Annotated in this window: 18 protein-coding genes; 1 reads left to right on the top strand and 17 read right to left on the bottom strand. The window is 47.9% G+C overall.

From position 1 onward, the window contains the following. Window positions 1-10: 10 nt before the first annotated feature. The 8 genes from mce to Psch_RS01955 all read right to left on the bottom strand — a co-directional run bounded on the left by mce (window position 11) and on the right by Psch_RS01955 (window position 8680). Window positions 11-412, bottom strand: a complete 402-nt coding sequence (mce, locus tag Psch_RS01990) for a methylmalonyl-CoA epimerase (RefSeq protein WP_190238982.1) — start codon at window positions 410-412, stop codon at window positions 11-13. A 123-nt stretch (window positions 413-535) separates the two neighbouring features. Next, entirely contained in the window at window positions 536-928 is a 393-nt protein-coding gene (locus tag Psch_RS01985; protein ID WP_134218288.1) for a cobalamin B12-binding domain-containing protein, read from the bottom strand. 16 nt (window positions 929-944) lie between these two features. Continuing rightward, window positions 945-2615, bottom strand: coding sequence for an acyl-CoA mutase large subunit family protein (locus tag Psch_RS01980; RefSeq protein WP_190238981.1), 1671 nt, complete (start codon window positions 2613-2615; stop codon window positions 945-947). A 25-nt stretch (window positions 2616-2640) separates the two neighbouring features. Continuing rightward, the gene (sucD, locus tag Psch_RS01975) at window positions 2641-3510 is read right to left on the bottom strand and encodes a succinate--CoA ligase subunit alpha (RefSeq protein WP_134218290.1); all 870 of its coding nucleotides are present in this window, start codon (window positions 3508-3510) and stop codon (window positions 2641-2643) included. A gap of 81 nt (window positions 3511-3591) precedes the next feature. Further along, window positions 3592-4710: an ADP-forming succinate--CoA ligase subunit beta gene (sucC, locus tag Psch_RS01970; protein WP_190238980.1), complete on the bottom strand. Its 1119-nt coding sequence runs from the start codon at window positions 4708-4710 to the stop codon at window positions 3592-3594. 537 nt (window positions 4711-5247) lie between these two features. Continuing rightward, window positions 5248-5802: a Fe-S-containing hydro-lyase gene (locus Psch_RS01965; protein ID WP_190238979.1), complete on the bottom strand. Its 555-nt coding sequence runs from the start codon at window positions 5800-5802 to the stop codon at window positions 5248-5250. Between the two features lie 55 nt (window positions 5803-5857). Next, on the bottom strand, window positions 5858-6700 hold the full coding sequence (locus Psch_RS01960; protein WP_282432445.1) for a fumarate hydratase: 843 nt from the start codon (window positions 6698-6700) through the stop codon (window positions 5858-5860). A 273-nt stretch (window positions 6701-6973) separates the two neighbouring features. Then, window positions 6974-8680, bottom strand: coding sequence for a sigma-54 interaction domain-containing protein (locus Psch_RS01955; protein WP_190238977.1), 1707 nt, complete (start codon window positions 8678-8680; stop codon window positions 6974-6976). Between the two features lie 187 nt (window positions 8681-8867). On the opposite strand from Psch_RS01955, the gene lexA reads away from it, so the two are divergent. Further along, window positions 8868-9473: a transcriptional repressor LexA gene (lexA, locus tag Psch_RS01950; protein WP_190238976.1), complete on the top strand. Its 606-nt coding sequence runs from the start codon at window positions 8868-8870 to the stop codon at window positions 9471-9473. 8 nt (window positions 9474-9481) lie between these two features. Here the strand turns inward: lexA and Psch_RS01945 are convergent, their stop codons facing one another. The 9 genes from Psch_RS01945 to Psch_RS01905 all read right to left on the bottom strand — a co-directional run bounded on the left by Psch_RS01945 (window position 9482) and on the right by Psch_RS01905 (window position 18502). Then, a complete protein-coding gene (locus tag Psch_RS01945; protein WP_190238975.1) occupies window positions 9482-10507 on the bottom strand; it encodes a DctP family TRAP transporter solute-binding subunit in 1026 nt (341 codons plus the stop codon). 108 nt (window positions 10508-10615) lie between these two features. Further along, window positions 10616-11293 carry a response regulator gene (locus Psch_RS01940; protein WP_190238974.1) on the bottom strand — a complete coding sequence of 226 codons (678 nt, stop codon included), beginning with the start codon at window positions 11291-11293 and terminating at the stop codon, window positions 10616-10618. Next, window positions 11293-12834: an ATP-binding protein gene (locus Psch_RS01935; protein WP_345789054.1), complete on the bottom strand. Its 1542-nt coding sequence runs from the start codon at window positions 12832-12834 to the stop codon at window positions 11293-11295. The genes Psch_RS01940 and Psch_RS01935 overlap by 1 nt, the downstream gene beginning before the upstream one ends. Window positions 12835-13041: 207 nt before the next feature. Next, entirely contained in the window at window positions 13042-13956 is a 915-nt protein-coding gene (locus Psch_RS01930; protein ID WP_190238972.1) for a selenium metabolism-associated LysR family transcriptional regulator, read from the bottom strand. Window positions 13957-14070: 114 nt separating this feature from the next. Continuing rightward, complete coding sequence (locus tag Psch_RS01925) at window positions 14071-15336, bottom strand: methionine gamma-lyase family protein (RefSeq protein ID WP_190238971.1); 1266 nt, start codon at window positions 15334-15336, stop codon at window positions 14071-14073. A 26-nt stretch (window positions 15337-15362) separates the two neighbouring features. After that, entirely contained in the window at window positions 15363-16319 is a 957-nt protein-coding gene (locus Psch_RS01920) for an AAA family ATPase (RefSeq protein WP_427910067.1), read from the bottom strand. A 116-nt stretch (window positions 16320-16435) separates the two neighbouring features. Continuing rightward, the gene (gene hfq / locus Psch_RS01915; protein WP_134218300.1) at window positions 16436-16678 is read right to left on the bottom strand and encodes an RNA chaperone Hfq; all 243 of its coding nucleotides are present in this window, start codon (window positions 16676-16678) and stop codon (window positions 16436-16438) included. A gap of 49 nt (window positions 16679-16727) precedes the next feature. Then, window positions 16728-17684 carry a tRNA (adenosine(37)-N6)-dimethylallyltransferase MiaA gene (miaA, locus tag Psch_RS01910; protein WP_190238970.1) on the bottom strand — a complete coding sequence of 319 codons (957 nt, stop codon included), beginning with the start codon at window positions 17682-17684 and terminating at the stop codon, window positions 16728-16730. Next, window positions 17681-18502, bottom strand: coding sequence for a class I SAM-dependent methyltransferase (locus Psch_RS01905; RefSeq protein WP_243123924.1), 822 nt, complete (start codon window positions 18500-18502; stop codon window positions 17681-17683). The genes miaA and Psch_RS01905 overlap by 4 nt, the downstream gene beginning before the upstream one ends. Between the last annotated feature and the right edge of the window lies 1 nt (window position 18503).

The raw sequence follows: 18503 nt of genomic DNA, 5'->3' as shown, positions 1-18503 counted from the left end.
TACCTCCAATCTAGTCGCGCTCACACAGTTCGATAAGGACACCGAAGGTGGATTTTGGGTGCAGGAACGCTATATTTGCCCCGCCCGCGCCGCGCCTCGGTTTCTGATCAATCAGCCGGACGCCTTTTTCTTTTAGTTCAGCCAATCTTTGCTCCAGGTTTTCCACCCGGAAAGCTATGTGCTGGATACCTTCACCGTTCTTTTCGATGAACTTGGCGATGGCGCCGTCGGGGGACGTTGATTCCAGTAACTCGACCTCACTGTCGCCGGTGGGTAAAAAGGCTACCTTCACCTTTTGATCTTCCACCACCTCAGTTTCGACTGATTTAAGGCCAAGCATGCCTTCGTAAAATGCTAACGTTGCTGCAAGGTCCTTAACTGCAATCCCGATATGGTCTATTTTTTTTATCATCGAGATCCCTCCAAATTTTAGTGGATTTCCTATCCCCTCTATCTCACTCCCAATTCTCCACGGGTCCGGCGGCCGGCATATCGCCGGCCGACCCGCGTTTTATTTTTGACACAAAATAGTAATCTATACGTGTTCCTGAATGTACTTAACCACGTTTTCAAGTGGTGTGCCGGGTCCAAACACTTCAGCCACACCGGCTTCTTTCAATGCCGGGATGTCGTCTTCGGGAATAATCCCGCCGCCAATAACCAGGATGTCACCAGCGCCCTTTTCTCTAAGAAGGTTTACTACCTCAGGGAACAGGGTTCCGTGCGCCCCTGAAAGAATGCTCATGCCTACAACGTTGACGTCTTCCTGCAGCGCTGCCGAGACAATCTGCTCCGGCGTCTGGCGCAATCCGGTATAAACAACTTCCATCCCGGCGTCGCGCAATGCCTGGGCGATAACCTTGGCGCCACGGTCGTGCCCGTCAAGGCCAGGCTTGGCTACCAATACACGTATGCGTTTTTCACTCATCTGCCTTCCTCCTCCCCTAGAATACGATTTGCTGCTTGTATTCGCCGAAAACGTCTCTCAGGACGCCGCAGATCTCGCCCAAAGTAACGTATTCTTTAACCGCATCGACAAAGACCGGCATCAGGTTGGCGTCGCTCTGTGCTGCTTCCCTAACCGTTTGCAAGAGGGCTGCGACCTTGGCCTGGTCTCTTTCCGCTTTCATTTTCGTAAGTTTCGCCACCTGGCGTTCTCCAACGGAAAGGTCGACTTTCAGCAAGCCCTCGACCGGTTTTTCTTCCATTTGGAACCTGTTGAGGCCGACAACGGTTTTCTTCTTGTTGTCAATAGCCAGCTGGTACTGGTATGCCGCGTTGTGGATTTCTTTCTGCATGTAATCGATGGCTTTTACAGCGCCGCCCAGGGCGTCGATCTTGCCGATATAATCCATGGCTTTTTCTTCCAGCGCATTGGTCAGGCTTTCAATATAGTATGAGCCGCCCAGTGGGTCAACTACATCGCAAACACCGATTTCGTAGCCGATGATTTGCTGGGTGCGCAGGGCGATCATAACCGACTCGTTGCTCGGAAGCGCCAGGGCTTCATCGTAGGAGTTGGTATGCAGGGACTGGGTGCCTCCCAGAACAGCTGAGAGGGCCTCATAGGCAGTCCGCATGATGTTTACCATGGGCTGCTGGGCTGTCAGGCTGACACCGGCCGTCTGCGTGTGGAAGCGCAGAGACATTGATTTCGGGCTCTTGGCGCCAAAACGCTCTTTCATAATCCTTGCCCACAAGCGGCGAGCCGCCCGGAACTTGGCCACTTCCTCCAGGAAGTTCAGGTGGGCGTTGAAGAAGAAGGAAAGGCGCGGTGCAAAATCGTCGACATTTAAGCCGGCTTTAATAGCTGCGTCGACGTAAGCGATACCGTCCGCCAGGGTGAAGGCAATCTCTTGCGCGGCGGTTGCGCCGGCTTCACGGATGTGATAGCCGCTGATACTGATCGTGTTCCAGGTCGGGACTTCCTTGGAGCAGTATTCAAAGATGTTGGAAATCAGGCGCATCGAGGGCTCCGGCGGCAGGATATAAGTGCCCCGGCAAATATATTCCTTGATGACGTCGTTTTGGATGGTACCGTTAATTTGCGCTTTGGTAAAACCTTGTTTTTCCGCGCATGCGATATACATGGCCAGCAAAACGCCTGCCGGGGCGTTGATGGTCATCGATGTGCTGACCTTGCCCAGCGGGATCTGGTCAAAGAGGGTTTCCATATCCGCTAAGGAGTCGATGGCCACCCCAACTTTGCCGATTTCGCCCCGTGCCAGCGGGTGGTCGGAGTCGTAACCGATCTGGGTAGGCAGGTCAAAGGCGCAACTCAAACCTGTCTGCCCTTGCTCCAGGAGGTAACGGAAGCGCTGGTTGGTCTCTTCAGCTGACCCGAAACCGGCATATTGGCGCATGGTCCAGAGACGGCCGCGATACATGTTGGGCTGAACGCCCCGGGTGTATGGAAATTCTCCGGGTAATCCCAGGTCGCGTTCGTAATCCATTTCAGCCAGGTTATTCGGGGTATAAACGGTATCGATTTCAAACCCCGAGTCAGTAGCAAACTTGGCTTCTCTTTCAGGCCGTTTTTTTGTGGTTGCTGCTAGTTTTGCCGCCCAGGCTTCTTTTGTTGCGGCAATTTTATCGAGTTCATCTTTTGTATACAAGATATCTCCTCCTTTCGATCAACAATTACATGCCGAGCATTTCTTTAATCAGACCAGGTACTTCAAAAGGAAGGGTCGCCACTTTGGCTCCGGCAGCTGTTAGAGCCTCCACCTTGCCCTGGAATGTTCCTTTGCCCCGCTCAATGATGGCGCCGGCATGTCCCATCCGTTTGCCGGGAGGCGCGCTCTTGCCCGCGATGTAGCCAACTACCGGTTTGCTCATCGTTTTGATATATTCAGAAGCTGTTTCCTCAGCGTTGCCGCCGATTTCACCAATCAGTACGACTGCCTTGGTTAGCGGGTCTTTTTCAAACATTTGTAAAACATCGATAAAAGTTGTGCCTACCACCCGGTCGCCGCCCATGCCTACAACGGTGGTCTGGCCAAGCCCGTTAGCGGTAAGGTTGCCTACGATCTCATAGGTCAAGGTCCCGGAGCGGGCTACTACGCCGACAGGACCTTCCACAAAGTATTTGTTGGGGGGAATACCCATTTTACATTTGCCGGAAGACACGATCCCGAAAGTATTCGGGCCTAGAACGATGGTCCCTCTGCGCTTGGCATAGGCAACCATCTCAATCTCATCATGTACCGGAACTCCTTCGGTGACAACCACAACTACGCCAATGCCGGCCTCAATGGATTCAAGAGCGGCGTCTTTTGTTCCAGCAGCGGGAACAAATATCACTGAAGCGTCAATTTTGTGGTTTGCACAGGCTTCACGGACGCTGTTGTATGCCGGTATCCCTTCAACAATAGCTCCGCCTTTCCCAGGGCTGGTGCCGGCTACAATTTTGGTGCCATAGTCAAGCATTTGCTTGGTGTGAAAGGTACCTTGCCTGCCGGTCATTCCCATGACTAGTACATTCGTATTTTCATCAATGATAATGGCCAATTTAACAATTCCTCCTTGTCAAAGCTTTTCATAAGCCTGCGATTTGCCTTTTAAGGGCAAATTTAGCTCCAGATATTTGTGCTAGCCCTGGGCGGCAAGTTCAACTGCTTTTTTAGCGGCGTCCTGCATGAAATCGAATGCCTCAACACCGACTTCAGCAAGAATTTCCCGGCCCAAATCCTGGTTGGTGCCGACCAGCCGGATCACCACTGGGCAAGGAAATCCTACTGATTCCTTAATATCTTTAAATGCGAGAGCAACTTGATCGCAACGGGTAATGCCACCGAAAATGTTGATGATCATGGACTTGGGATTCTTGGCGATAAGTAGTTTCAACGCCTCCGCTGTTGCTTCCCGTCCGGTTCCGCCGCCACAGTCAAGGAAGTTGGCGGCAGCCCCACCGTAATACTGGAGGGTATCCAGCGTGCCCATGGTAATGCCCGCGCCGTTGGCCATAACAGCGATATTGCCGTCCAGGTCGACAAAGGAAAGGCCCAGGTCTTTGGCGGCTTTTTCAGTAGCGGAGCGCTCTTCAACGTAAGGCAGATCTTTCTGACGGAAAAGGGCGTCGTCGTCGATGGTTACTTTGGAGTCGGCTGCGATTACTTTATCGTCGCTGAATACCAGCGGGTTTATTTCAACCAGTTCGGCGTCTTTCTGTTTAAATATCCTGTAAAGGGTCTGTATAATCTTGACGATTTCTTTGCCGTGAGGACCGCTTAAAGGTATGCCCATCCTTCTTACCACATCACGTGCGATAAAGGGATGCATACCGAGTTCAGGGTCAATGTGCTGCTTAATGATAAACTCCTCGTCAACTTCCTCGATATCCATGCCGCCGTGCGCAGAGGCGATAAGAACAGGCATTTTAGCTGCGCCGTCTACAGTGATGGACATATAGAGTTCTTTATCTATTTTTAATTTCTCTTCAACCAAAAGCCTTTCTACCGGCAGGCCCTGGATGGTCATCCCGAAAATTTCCTTTGCGGCTGCCACAGCCTGCTCAGGAGTGTCGGCAAACTTGATTCCCCCGGCTTTACCCCTTTTACCTGACAGAACCTGTGATTTAATAACTACTGGTTTTCCGATTTCCGCTGCAACAGCGGCTGCTTCTTCCGGGTTGGTGATCATTCTGCCGCTCGGGACTGGAAGGCCGAATTTGGCAAAAAGCTCCTTACCCATATACTCAAACATTTTCACTGGCTGAATCTCTCCCCTCTGGTCATTTATAACCGTGAATACGCGAATCTTTGTCGTTTGGGGTTATGTTGCAATAAGCATAGCTATAATCTCTATTCCCATTCAATAATCACGATAAAGATTTAAAACATAGTTCTGATATTGACAGCTGTTGATTTCCATATCTCCTTTGGACTTGTTTACAATTCTGTCGCCTTTTCACTCCTTTCCACCGCCTCAAGCAAAGAAATTATATAAATGGCTAAAAGAATAGTGATTGGGGCGGTAAGTTAATTTGTTTTACAAAGATCCTGTGGCCGGGTTATCAAGTCTGTTAATTGTTTATAGCCAGAGTTGCAGCTATAAGCTTTTTAGAAAACAACCTAGCCCAACCTGCTATTCCTTACCGGTCGGGCACTTGTCATAATCCAGGTTTCCTGCTCACAAGTCAGGTTTGCCTGGTACACTATAGCACCATTGGTGCAGTAAAAATATTTTCTAATGCTACCGGGGTAAATTATAGTTATCTTCCTTTAGCAGTTTTTGTTCTACCTACCCCTACTTGGCTGCGTAAATTTTGATGCCCTCGTCATAGAGGTCTCCACCCAGTGTATCGTTAACAACAATAACTGGGAAATCCTCCACGACCAGTTCATGGATCGCCTCAGCCCCCAGATCCGGATAAGCGATCACCTTGCAGGACTTAATGCTCCTGGAAATTAAGGCAGCTGCTCCGCCAACCGCAGCAAAATATACACTCTTATTTTGCTTCAGAGCGTTGATCACACCTTCCGACCGGCGTCCTTTGCCGATGCTTGCCTTAAGGCCTAACTCATAAAGCTTTGGAGCATAGGGATCCATCCTGTAACTGGTTGTAGGCCCTGCTGAACCGATAACAGCTCCCGGTTTCGCCGGCGTTGGCCCCACATAATAAATGACCTGCCCCTTGGGATCAAAAGGTAATTCCTTTCCCTCCGCAATCAGTTCTACCAACCTTTTATGAGCAGCGTCACGTCCGGTATAGATTGTCCCATTTAAGGAAACCCGTTGACCAATTCTCAGTTTTTCAACATCTTCATCAGTTAACGGAGTTGTTAACCTGATTTGGGTCAATCGTTTCACCTCCCCTTTTTAGTGGTAACATTATGGTGCGAAAACAAAAATATAGTTAGAAAACGGTTTCCTTATGTCGTGCTGCATGGCAGTTAAGGTTAACCGCCACAGGCAGGCTGGCTATGTGAGCGGCATAGATTTCAATATTGACGGCGAGTGCTGTTGTTTTACCACCTAAGCCCTGCGGTCCAATCCCCAGCTTGTTGATTTCTTCTAAAAGTTCTTCTTCCAGTTTAGCTATATCGGGATACTTGCTCTTCTCGCCCAGTTCTCTTAAAAGGGCTTCTTTGGCCAGTTGAGCGCACTTCTCAAATGTACCGCCTATCCCCACTCCCACAACTATTGGCGGGCAGGGGTTGGGCCCGGCCGATCTAACAGTGTCGATGACGAATTTTCTGACGCCTTCTATGCCGTCAGCCGGTTTTAACATCTTGATCTGGCTCATGTTCTCGCTGCCGCCGCCTTTAGGGGCGATAATAATCCGTAGCGTTTCACCGGGCACAATCTTGGTGTGAATTACAGCCGGGGTGTTATCTCCGGTGTTTTTACGCTCCAATGGGTGGCTTACAATGGATTTTCTGAGGTAGCCTTCGGTATAACCCCTCCTCACTCCCTCATGAATCGCCTCGTAGAAGTCGCCGCCTTCAATCCTGACATCCTGTCCGAGCTCCACAAAAATAACGGCATAGCCGGTGTCCTGGCACATCGGAACCAGCTCTTCGCGCGCTATTTTTGCGTTTTCAATCAGTTGCTGGAGTATTTCTTTCCCTGTTACGGAAATCTCCTCATCCAGCGCTTTTTGGAACCCCTCAAGAACGTCTTGCCCGAGGTAATAGTTTGCCTCCTGACTCATCCTTGCCACGGCTTCAGTTATAGCAGTGGTATTAACAGTTTTAATTTTAATTCCCCCCCCTTGCTGTATGGTAGCTACCACTTTTCCTGTTGAATAAAAAAGCAAGATCCATACCATCGCGGTAATGACCTTGTCAAGAGCGTCTTATTTGCGTTTGGTTCTTGTGTAATCCTTTAATAATACAGCATCTTGGTCATGCCGGCTTGAATTATGGCGTGTATCTTATAGATGTGACAAAATATAGAATATTCTAAATTGTAGAATCAACCGGGACTTATCCCTTGAGACAAGCGGTATTTCTTAAATCTATAATAAATTCTAATAATTGTAATTAGTCAGTTTGATTTTTTTTAATTTATTATAGAGGGTTGCCAGAGATATATTCAGAGTCTGTGAGGCTCTTCGCTTACCCTCCACCGTGTTGCCGTACTTGGCCATAGCTTTGCGGATGAGCATTTCCTCCATCTGATCAATGGGCATCAGGTCAACGTCGCGCTCCGGGAAGATACGTGCCTGATTAACATGTGGGAGTATGTTTTTCTTAACCAGAATTTCCTCATCAGCCGTTACCATTACTCTCTCGATAACGTTTTCGAGTTCACGGACATTGCCGGGCCAGTCATAACTATAGAGCGCTTCAAGAGCGTCTTTGGAAAGGCTTTTGACCTTTTTACCAAGTTTCCTGTTGAATTTAGTAATAAGGTGGATAACCAGCTCAGGAAGGTCTTCCTTGTGCACCCTGAGCGGGGGAATTGTTATTTCCACCACATTAAGACGGTAATACAGGTCTTCTCTAAAAATGCCCTGCCGGATTAACTCCCTCAGGTTGCGGTTGGTGGCCGCAATGACTCTGACGTCAACCTTGATGGTCTGGTTGCCGCCCACACGCTCAAACTCCATTTCTTGTAAAACACGCAAAAGCTTGCCCTGCAGCAGGAGATTCATATCACCGATCTCATCCAGGAAGATAGTTCCTCCGTTGGCTAATTCAAATTTTCCTATTTTTGATTTAACCGCTCCAGTAAACGCCCCCTTAGCGTAGCCAAAGAATTCACTTTCCAGTAGTGTTTCAGGTATAGCAGCGCAGTTTACCTTAACAAATGGATTCTCGCGACGCATGGAAGCTCCATGGATGGAGTGGGCAAATAATTCCTTACCTGTACCGCTTTCACCCAAAAGGAGAACTGTAGAATTACTGTGGGCTGATTTTTCAGCCAGGTTGATGCACCGGTTTATTTCCACGCTGTTACCCAGAATGTCATCAAAAGAGTATTTACTGGTGGTTACCAAACCTAATTTGTCAGTAAGGTTCTCAATGATGGTAGTGCTTTTTTTTAGCTCTTCGATCATTTTCATGATATCGGTAAAATGCTGAAATACTACAACCCCCCCCTCCATTTTACCGTCAATAATAATCGGCGCGGCGTTTGCCACAACTTCAGCTGCGCTTCCACCCACTTTAGTTTTCTGTCCGGACATAATTTTACCTGTTTTTAAAAGGTTGGCGAGTGCTCCATCTGGTGATGCCTGAAAAATGTTCTGGCCGATCCTTTCTTGTTCAGTAATACCGGTTATACGGCAAAAGGCAGGGTTTACGTATTTAATAGTGCCGTTAATATCGGCAACTTCAATAGCTTCCTGCATCGAGTTTAAAATTGTTGAGAGTTCTCCCTGGATTCTTGTCAGCTCCAATAGTTCTTCTTTTTCTCTAAGGACGGTCATCATCAGGTTGGCTGCCTGCGCTTCCATTACTGCGGTGCTGTTAGGTTTAATTTTGAGCAGGACTTCCTGCACCTCTTGGACTCCGGTCGCCTCAATAATCACGTCCAGATCAGGTATCTTGACTATCTCACGGTAATCGTCAGTGACAAAAATACCGTCCTTGGAACCAGCTGCGATGCCTGGAGCCGCAGGATTTATGTCGGCCAAACCAGTAATTTCCACTTCTTCCATCGACTTGAGCATTCTGTAAATTGCAAAACCTCCTTGGCCGGCTCCTACAATTGCCACCTTAAACTTTTGCAACAGATCTGCCCCTTTCCGATTTATTGTTGCTGAAATAAGTATTTCTACAAAAATTAACCAGCTTCCTTCTAAATATTAAAAATAATAAACAAAAATTTCCGGTCAAGCTCGAACAAGTGTTTTGCCTTAAAGGTTTTTATGTTATACTAAGATTATAGCAAACCTAATCGAAAGGCTGGTGCAACAAATGGAGGCGGATTTGACTCCAAAGCAGGCGGAGATCCTGAAGGTGATAAAAGATAATCTGCGACATAAGGGATACCCTCCTTCTGTACGGGAAATTGGCCAGGCTGTTGGTCTAAGTTCAAGTTCTACCGTCCACGGTTACCTTAGAAAGCTTGAGAAAAAGGGGTACTTGAGAAGGGATCCGACAAAGCCGAGAGCCATAGAGGTTTTGGACCCGGAAGGTGAAACGGTGAAATGTATCAATGTTCCACTGGTCGGACGCGTAGCGGCGGGGTTGCCGCTCCTTGCTGTTGAAAACAGAGAGGAATTATTTACTTTGCCTACTCATTTTACCGGCACTGGAGAATTCTTCATGCTGAGGGTTCAGGGCCAAAGTATGATCGAAGCAGGCATTCTGAACGGGGATATGGTTGTAGTCAGACGCCAGCAAGACGCGAATAACGGCGATATCGTGGTTGCCCTGCTTGAGGAAGAAGCTACGGTAAAAAGGTTTTTTAAAGAAAAAGAAAGGGTTCGTTTACAGCCGGAAAACAGAGCGATGGAACCAATATATGCGAAGGAGCTTCAAATTCTTGGTAAAGTCATCGGACTTGTACGTAAAATCTAAATATGGATTTACTGCGAATGCATTTTTTCAAGATAGTCTATCATGTCGTTTCCGATGAGATTTTTGAATTCCGAATAAACGGGCTTCAGCATAATTAACCATAGTTTCTTTTCGGCCTCCGTCTGTTGGTGGACCTGTACCAGACCTGAATCTACAATTTTTTCCAGGCTTTGTTTGTCCAATATGAAGGCTTGCTCGTGTTCCCATTCAGTGACTTCCACCAGTGTGCTTTCCAGCACCTCTCTCACTTCTTCCGGCAGTCCTGTCCAGAATTGTTGATTGGTCAGGACTACGTAACCCATGTAGCCGTGGTTCGATAAAGTCAGGTAAGGCTGTACCTTATATAGATTTTTAGAATATATATTTGACATGGTATTTTCCTGGCCGTCTACTTCATGGGAATCCAGTGCCCGGTAGAGGTCGTTAAAAGTACCTTCTACGGCACGGGCATTTAATCTTTCAAACTCTTTTTTTAAGACCTGGCTGTTTATCATTACCCTGAATGAGAGCCCTTGAAAATCAGCTGGATTGACCAGAGGCCGCTGGCTGTTGGTCATTTGTTTAAAGCCGTTGTCCCAGAAGGCCAGAGCCTGCATGTTGTTCTGTTTTAAGCTATCACACAACCGGTTTCCGATATAACCAGACATTGCTTCGTGTACGGCGTTTACATCCTCAAAGGCATAAGGAAGGTCGAGAACTTGCCATTGGGGATACAGTCCTGATAGTTTTGACGTGGCTGGAGCTATTATTTGCACCAGCCCATTCTGCAGAGCTTGTATCTCCTCACCATCTTTATATAAGGTGGAGTTCGGAAACACCTGCACCTCGACCCTGCCATGTGTGCGTTCCTTGACCAGTGTCGCAAAACGCTGTGCTGCCAATCCCTTGGGGGTATTTTCAGCAACTACGTGCGAAAACTTAATTACAATTTTTTCTTCCGGGCTTACCTGCTCCAAATCTACAACCCTTTTCCCGCATCCGGTGATGGTTAATAATGAAATGATAAGCAGGAACAGAGTTAACCGGATTTTCATTTTTACCACCACTTCCAAAACAATTGCTGTATACAGCTACAAAAGCTTATATGATTGTTGGTCCAGGGCAATGATTGGTTTTCTTGGTGATATCATTGATATGCAATATTACTCAATAGTACGATACCGGTTGACCGGACGGCCAACAGACCCATACTGGAGTTCTAATACAACACGGTTTGACTTTTCCAGAAAATCCAGATAACGCCTCGCCGTTACTCTGGCCAGACCTACTCCTTCCGCCACCTCTTCGGCTGAGAGCGCTCCCCCTTCCTTCAATAAATGAAGGTATACCTGCTTTAAGGTTATTTCGTTTAACCCTTTGGGAACACCCTCATCAAGCTGTTGCCCCCGGCTTAAGGCAAGACTGTCGATTTCGTTCTGATTCATCTGTTTGTGCCGGCGGAATTTACTGTGCAGCGTGGCGTAGGAATTCAAGGCGGTTTTTAAGCGTGCGAACTTAAATGGCTTTACAATATAGTCTATAGCGCCGTAGCGGAACACGTTTTGAATCGTTTCAGCATCATGCGCGGCAGTTACAATAATTACGTCTGTAGGCAAACCAAGTCGTCTAATCTCCTGAAGCGTTGTTACACCGTCCATATCGGGCAAATAAATATCCAGAAGAGCAAGGTCCGGCGTTATCTCTTTAATAATTTCCACAGCTTCCCGGCCGGATGACGCCACCCCCGCGACCCTGAATCCAGGCACAGCGTTGATGAATCCCCGGTTAACTTCAACTACCATGGGGTCATCCTCAACAATTACCACGTCTATTTGGAGCATTATTTTTCACCTTCTTGCTCGCTATTTGTGATATTTACGTCCTCTTTTTTGGGGATATATATATTAAACTCTACTCCACCATCGACAAGATTTTTCAGGGTTATGGAGCCTCCTGCCAGGTGAACGTAGCGCTTTACAAGGAAAAGACCCAAACCTCGGTTTGACGAACCCTTGGTGGAAAAGCCTTGCTGGAAAATGAGCTCATGTTTTTCCTCGGGGATACCGGGTCCCATGTCCCTGACTATTATCGAAAGTGAGTCGTGCTGGTCATACATCGAAAAATAGACCTTACGCCGGGCCGGTTCAACCAACCGGACGGCATCCAGGGCGTTTTCTATGAGGTTGCCGACAATAATTGCCAGGTCACCGGTCTCCAGCCGCGACGGCAACTCTCTTAACCTGGTCTTGTGGTCAATAATTAATTCAGCTCTAAGCTCCTTGGCCCGGGTGTATTTCCCCAACAGGAGGCCTGCTATGCTGTGGTCAAAGATGTTTTTCGTTAAAAGCCCCGTGATTTCCTGCTGCTCTTCAGTGAGGTCATAGATGTAGTCCAGCGCTCTTTCGTATTTTTCCAACTGGATTAGTCCGGCGATGGTATGCAGCTTGTTCATGTGCTCGTGGTTTTGCACCCGCAGAGCCTCAATGAAAGCTTTAACCCCGGTTAACTCCTCGGCCAACCGGTTAGCTTCTGTTTTATCCTGAAACGTGGCCACGGCGCCGACGATTTCCTCCTTAAAGCGGATCGGAACGCGGTTAACCAAAACGGCGGTATCATTGATATACATTTGACTGTTGATTTGGGCTTTGCCTGTCCTTAAGACCTCCGGCAGGTTTGAGTTGGGGATCAATTCCATGATGTTGCGCCCTACAATCTCTTCGTTGGTTTTATTAAGGAGATGTTGGACTTCCTTATTGGCTACGGTAATGCGGCTGTTCGTATCAATAGCGATGATGCCCTCGCTCATAGCTTGAAATATAGCCACCCTCTCTTCAAGTAATCGGGCGATTTCCTTGGGTTCCAGACTGAACATACCGCTTTTAATCTTTCTGGCCATGAAAATGGATCCCAGCAGGCCCACCAACAACCCTATGCCTAGCGAGTAGTAGAGCTCGGTTTGAATGGTCCTGAGCAGGAAACTAATAGTGGGAGTCAGAATACCCACCACCACAACACCGACCTGTCTGGTCCCTTCATTTACTTTAACCGGTACAAAGGCCCGGACTGACGGCCCCAGCACCCCTTCGGCACGTGAGATGTACTCATTATTGGCAAGGGCCGGTACCAGATCGCTTTCATTAAATCTCTTGCCGATCCGGTCCTCAACAGGGTGAGAGTAGCGAATACCATCCATATCCACCACAACAATATACTCCACTCCGGTGGCCAACCTGGTACGTTCGGCCAGCGGCTGGATGTAGGATGTTCCGTCAGGTGTCCCGATATTATTTTGGATTTCATCGGATTGAGCCAGGGTCCGGGCGATAGCCATAGCCCTTAAGCCCGTTTCATCTTCAATTGTGGAGGATATTTTCTCCACCACAATTATTCCGCCGGTGGTGATCGCCAATAAAACTGAGCAAAAAGAGAGGATCGCCATTTTTGTTCGGAGAGTATAGAATTTAGGATTTAATAGAAATAATTTTTTTAAGGAAGACAGCATGGAGGTTATTTAGACAAAATACTTTGAATATCCTGCAAGAAGAGAACTAAATCAACATTTTGTTGCGTAAAAAGCAAAAAGCATTTCCTATTTTATTAGGAAACGCTTGCATATTTCACCATTATTAATGAAATTGCAGAAAGCCTCAACAGCGAAGCCACCTATACTCTGATTTTGTTTAATCAAATAAAGGGAGCGGTTGAGATCAAGCCCCTGCACTTTGACTTCAGATATCCTTTTTAATTCCAGAGCGTCCTTTACCGCGCACCGGGAGACAATACTTACCCCCAAACCAGCCTCCACGGCCGTAATAACAGCCCTGGTACTGCCAAGCTCCATCCCATGGGGAATATTTTCCAAAGATAACCCTTTTGTCTCCAATTTTTTTTCAAGGGTCCGCCTTGTCCCTGAGCCTTGCTCGCGAAAGATCATAACTGATGTTTTAAGTTCGGAAATGTCAATAACACCTGATTTGACCCACGGGTGGCTGGGGTTGACAATAAGTACCATCTCATCCTGCATCCAGGGTGAGCATTCTATTCCATCTCCTTCCACTGGAACCCCGGTTATCCCTAAGTCTATCTCTCTCTCACGCACCCACCTTGTTACCAGCCCGCTTCCGGCAACTTTTAAAGTAACTCGAATTCCAGGGTAAGCTTCCTTAAAGCCTCCGATCAAAAGGGGTAAAATATACTCTCCCGGGATGGTGCTTGCGCCTACCACGAGGGTCCCTGTTTTCAGACCTCTCAGGTCGTCAAGACCTGCTTTAATTTTATGATAATGCCGCAGCATCTTTTTTGCCTCAGGATACAATAGACGACCGGCTTCGGTAAGGATTACCTTCTTGTCGCCACGCTGGAACAAATCAGCCTCCAGGTCTTCCTCCAGCGCCTTAATTTGAAAGCTGACGGCAGGCTGGCTCATATAGAGTTGCCGGGCAGCTTTCGTAAAGCTCTGCATTTCAGCTACCCACAAAAAGGCCTCAATTTGTTTAAAATTCATGACACCACCATGCTTTCCACGGTGTTTAATAAGGTATTATTATTGTTTCGATAAAAATATTAAAAAACCTTTCTTTATCATGAAAATATTAATTTCTAATCATTTGGGGTGTCACTACCTGTCAGGTAGGACCGTTTTCATTATTTCTCTGGCTGCCGATATGATGGCCAGCTTGACATACTCCTTGGAAAGACCGCCCTGTACATAAACGTTGTAGGGCTCCCGCAGCGGTCCGTCTGCCGACAATTCAAGAGAAGCGCCCTGAACAAAAGTTCCCGCCGCCATTACCACCGGGTCTCCGTAACCAGGCATGGGCTGCGCTTCCGGGCGTACATATGAGTCGACCGGCGAGGCTGCCTGAAGGCCGCGGCAAAAAGCTAAGACTTTTTCCTGGGAGCCAAGTTTGATCAATTGTACCAAGTCATACCGTTGTTCATTAAACATGGGAAGAACCTCATATCCCAGTTTCTCAAAAAATCTGGCTGTAAAAATACTCCCCTTGATTGCTTCGGCAACGATGTGTGGCGCCAGGTATAATCCCTGAAAAAACAGACGCTGGTTATCTGCGGAAGGCCCGACCTCCGAACCTATACCCGGCGCGCTCCACCGGTTGGCGGCCATGTTCACGTATTTTTCCCGGCCGACCACATAACCCCCGGTTGGGGCGACACCACCACCTGGATTCTTAATCAGTGAGCCGGCGGCAAGGTCTGCTCCAGCGTCGAGGGGCTCTTCCTCCTCAACAAACTCACCATAGCAGTTATCAACAAATATCACCGTTTCAGGGTTTCGCTGCCTGATATATTCAATAATTCCTTTCAGTTCCTTAATACTAAGTGGCTTACCGGCTCCGTAACCGCACGAACGTTGCAGGAGCACCATCTTGGTTTTGTCGCCCAGTGCCTGGCCGACTCTGTCATAGTCGATATCACCTTCAGGTGTAGGTTCGACCTGTTTGTACGATACCATCAAGTCTTTTAGGGAACCGCTTGCATTATCTCTGATTCCTATAATGGCTCCCAGCGTATCATAAGGCTGACCCTGCACAGCCAGGAGCTCATCTCCGGGGCGCAACACCCCATAGAGGCAAAGGGCTATGGCATGGGTGCCGGAGACGATCTGGTTTCGCACAAGCGCCTTTTCAGCATGGAATACCCTGGCGTACACTTCTTCCAGCGCCTCTCTGCCGGCGTCGCCATAGCCGTAGCCGGTGGAGCCTTTCAGGTGGTATTCACTTACTCTGGCCGCTCTGAAGGCATCAAGCACCTTGCCGTGATTAGCGAGCGCTATTTTATCAATTTGTCTGTAGAAAACTTGAACCTCCTCTTCAACTTCATCTGATAGGAGTTCAAGATCATATAGCTTATTCACCAGCCGCATTTACATCTCCTAATTATTAATATAACTTAAATATCATTTGCTTCTCCGATCAGGTCTTCCCTTTTTAGGAGCATCAAATCATCTCGTGTCATTTTATTCCCGGGCTTTAGAAGCCGTACCGCCTGCCTGCGCATGGCCCTCTCAATCAGGTTCCGGACAAGTCTGGCATTGCCGCTGTTTTCATGGCATTTTTGTTCCTTTTCAATCACAAAACGAAGTTCTTCTCTGGCTCCGCTCGATAGTTCATACTGCTTCTTCTTAAGCATCAAATCGGCAATGTCTAAAAGCTCCAGGCTGCTATAATCAGGAAAGGACAGATGTACCGGGAAACGCGAACGTAAGCCCGGATTGGATTCGACAAACCAGTCCATTTCGTCCTGGTAACCTGCCAGGATTAGAATTAAATTGTCCCTGTGGTCTTCCATTCCCTTTACCAGCGCGTCGATGGCTTCCTTTCCGAAATCCTTTTCCCCGCCCCTGGCCAGGGAATAGGCCTCGTCAATAAAGAGTATGCCTCCCAGGGCCTTTTTAATCTGTTCCCTGGTTTTCTGAGCGGTGTGCCCGATAAATTCACCTACCATATCGGCCCGTTCAACTTCAACCAGGTGGCCTTTTGGCAGGACGCCGACCTCTTTAAAAAGCTTTCCCAGAATTCTGGCCACAGTTGTCTTTCCTGTGCCGGGGTTTCCTTTGAAAATCATATGCAACGACAATGGTTCCACGGCGAGCCGCTCAATTTGTCTGCATTTTTGTATTTCCACGAAAGCATAGATTTCTTCAATAAGCTTTTTAACACCTTTGAGTCCGATTAAGGCATTGAGTTCATTGATTATTTCCTTGGCGTTACGACGCGCTGCCTGGTCGTCGGAAGGCCGGGCTGCAATATACAAGGGTTGGCTAGAATAGACAGGTTTATTGGTCCTAACAGGACCTCTGCCGGGGTTTCCTGCATACTCCTGACCATTCCAAATTTTTATTTTCACCCGGTTTTCGCCACCTCTGCTAGGGCATTAAATCATTTAATGTATACGCCAGCGGTGGACATTTACTACCAAAAAATAAGCCCCTCAGATAGAGAGGCAAAAACCAACTCTATTGATCAGGAGCTCTTGGCTTCGGAAAAAGATGTGCTGACAGGTTTAAGCGGGCTTATGGTTGATATGGCATGCTTATAAACCATAAGCTGTTTGCCGTCGCTTTCCAGGATTACTGTAAAGTTATCAAAGCCCCTCACCATTCCCTTCAACTGAAAACCATTTACCAGGAATATAGTAACGGGAATATTCTCCTTCCTTACCTGATTTAAAAAAGCGTCTTGTAGGTTAATTTGGGGTTTTGTCATTATAGGAGCTACCTCCGTTGGATATTTTTGTTATTATGTTCTACAAACCTTAAAATACTCCTTCTAAACTTTTGGTTATTTCTTTTGCAACCGCCTTTAAACTGCCGAACTCGTCTATATCAAGCCATCTAATCCTGCCGTCCCTGCGAAACCAGGTCAGCTGCCTCTTGGCAAAACGCCTGGTGTTTCGCTTTAAGAGCTCAACTGCCTGCTCCAAGGATATCTCACCAGTAAGGTAGGCGGCAATCTCCTTATAGCCAAGACTGCGCATGGCGTTTAATTCTTTGCTGTAGCCGGTCTCTAAAAGCCGGCGGACTTCTTCCACAAGCCCGGCCGCAATCATGGCGTCAACCCTTTGCTCTATGCGCCGGTAGAGGCTTGCCCGATCCATATTCAGGCCGAACATAAACAGGCGATAAAGCGGCAGGTGGTATTGGTTTCGTTTCATATAGCTTGAAGCTGGTCTCCCGGTTAGATAATACACCTCAAGGGCACGAATAACCCTCCTGGTATCCCTGGGGTGGAGCTTGGCGGCTGCCTCGGGGTCAACTTCCGCCAGACTCCTGTGGAGTTTGTCGTAACCATCTTGTTCTGCTTCAATCAAGAGACGTTCTCTTAACGCCGGCGCACTACTGGTGGCGCCAAATTCATAAGGGTCAATTACAGCTTTTATATACAACCCGGTCCCGCCAACTAAAATTGGCAAATTGCGTCTAAGCAAAATTTCGGTGATTAGATGGCGAGCCTCTTTTTGGTAGAGCGCGGCGCTGTATTCCTGATCTGGTTCCGCAATATCAATCATATGGTGTGGAATGCCGCGTCTTTCCGCCAGGGTAGGCTTGGCGGTTCCGATATCCATATGGCGGTACAACAACATGGAGTCTGCCGAGATGATTTCTCCGCCGACATGTTCAGCCACCAGGACGCCAACCTCGCTTTTCCCTGTAGCTGTAGGACCTGTTATTACTATCAGGGGTTCCATTGCATTCTCTGCTTTATCCTTCATACCATACCCTGCCGATCAATTACACCATAAACCACAGGGGCATACCTTCCGCCACGGATTTCCTTGAAGCCCAAACGCTCGAATTCTTTGCTCCACCGTCGTTCTTTCATTACAACCCTTTTATTGCAGACCTTTAAGGCCAAGGCTATTGTTTCACGATCAATAGGGTCAGGATTGGCAATAGCTCTCATGGCGTCCATGGCGGGGGATTTTTTTCTGGGTGTACGGAACATCGGGTCAAAATAGACAACGTCGTAACTTCGGGCCGGCAAGCCGGCCAGGTAATCCTTGTGATGGGAATGCGCTACCTCAACCCTCTGCATAGCCTGGCTGATGTCTTCATCCTGGTAGGTTTTCAACCCATGTCCGACAATAGCCGCAATCAAGATCGAGCTTTCTATCCCGGTGACCTTGCCGCTCGTGCCGGATACATAGCTTGCCACGATGGCGTCGGTTCCCAGGCCCAGCGTGCAGTCCAGCAAGGTGTCCCCCGCTCCAAGCGACATCGCTTGTATCATTTGGTCAGTTTTCCCATTTTTTAACTCGTTTATGCGGAGCTTGGCAAGCCCGGGATGGAAAAAAAATTCTGAAATTCCGGTAAAAAAGCTGATTCTTTGTGCAGATACAACCATCATACCGATAACCCCGGTATTAGATATCATTGTTTCAATAGATAAATCATTTCTTGGTATGAATGGTACTGAGAGCTCATCAGACAGCTTATTTGCCAGAGAAACCTGAACCGGCGACGGGCGGTGGGAGGTCGTTACGGCAAAATATTGCTGATTGTAGGTGATGCCTGAGTGACAGCCCGTCACT

It is taken from the genome of Pelotomaculum schinkii, assembly GCF_004369205.1.
GTDB classification, from domain to species: Bacteria; Bacillota; Desulfotomaculia; order Desulfotomaculales; family Pelotomaculaceae; genus Pelotomaculum_C; species Pelotomaculum_C schinkii.
Note: the sequence above shows the minus strand (reverse complement) of the source record. Positions and strands in the feature narration are given on the sequence as shown.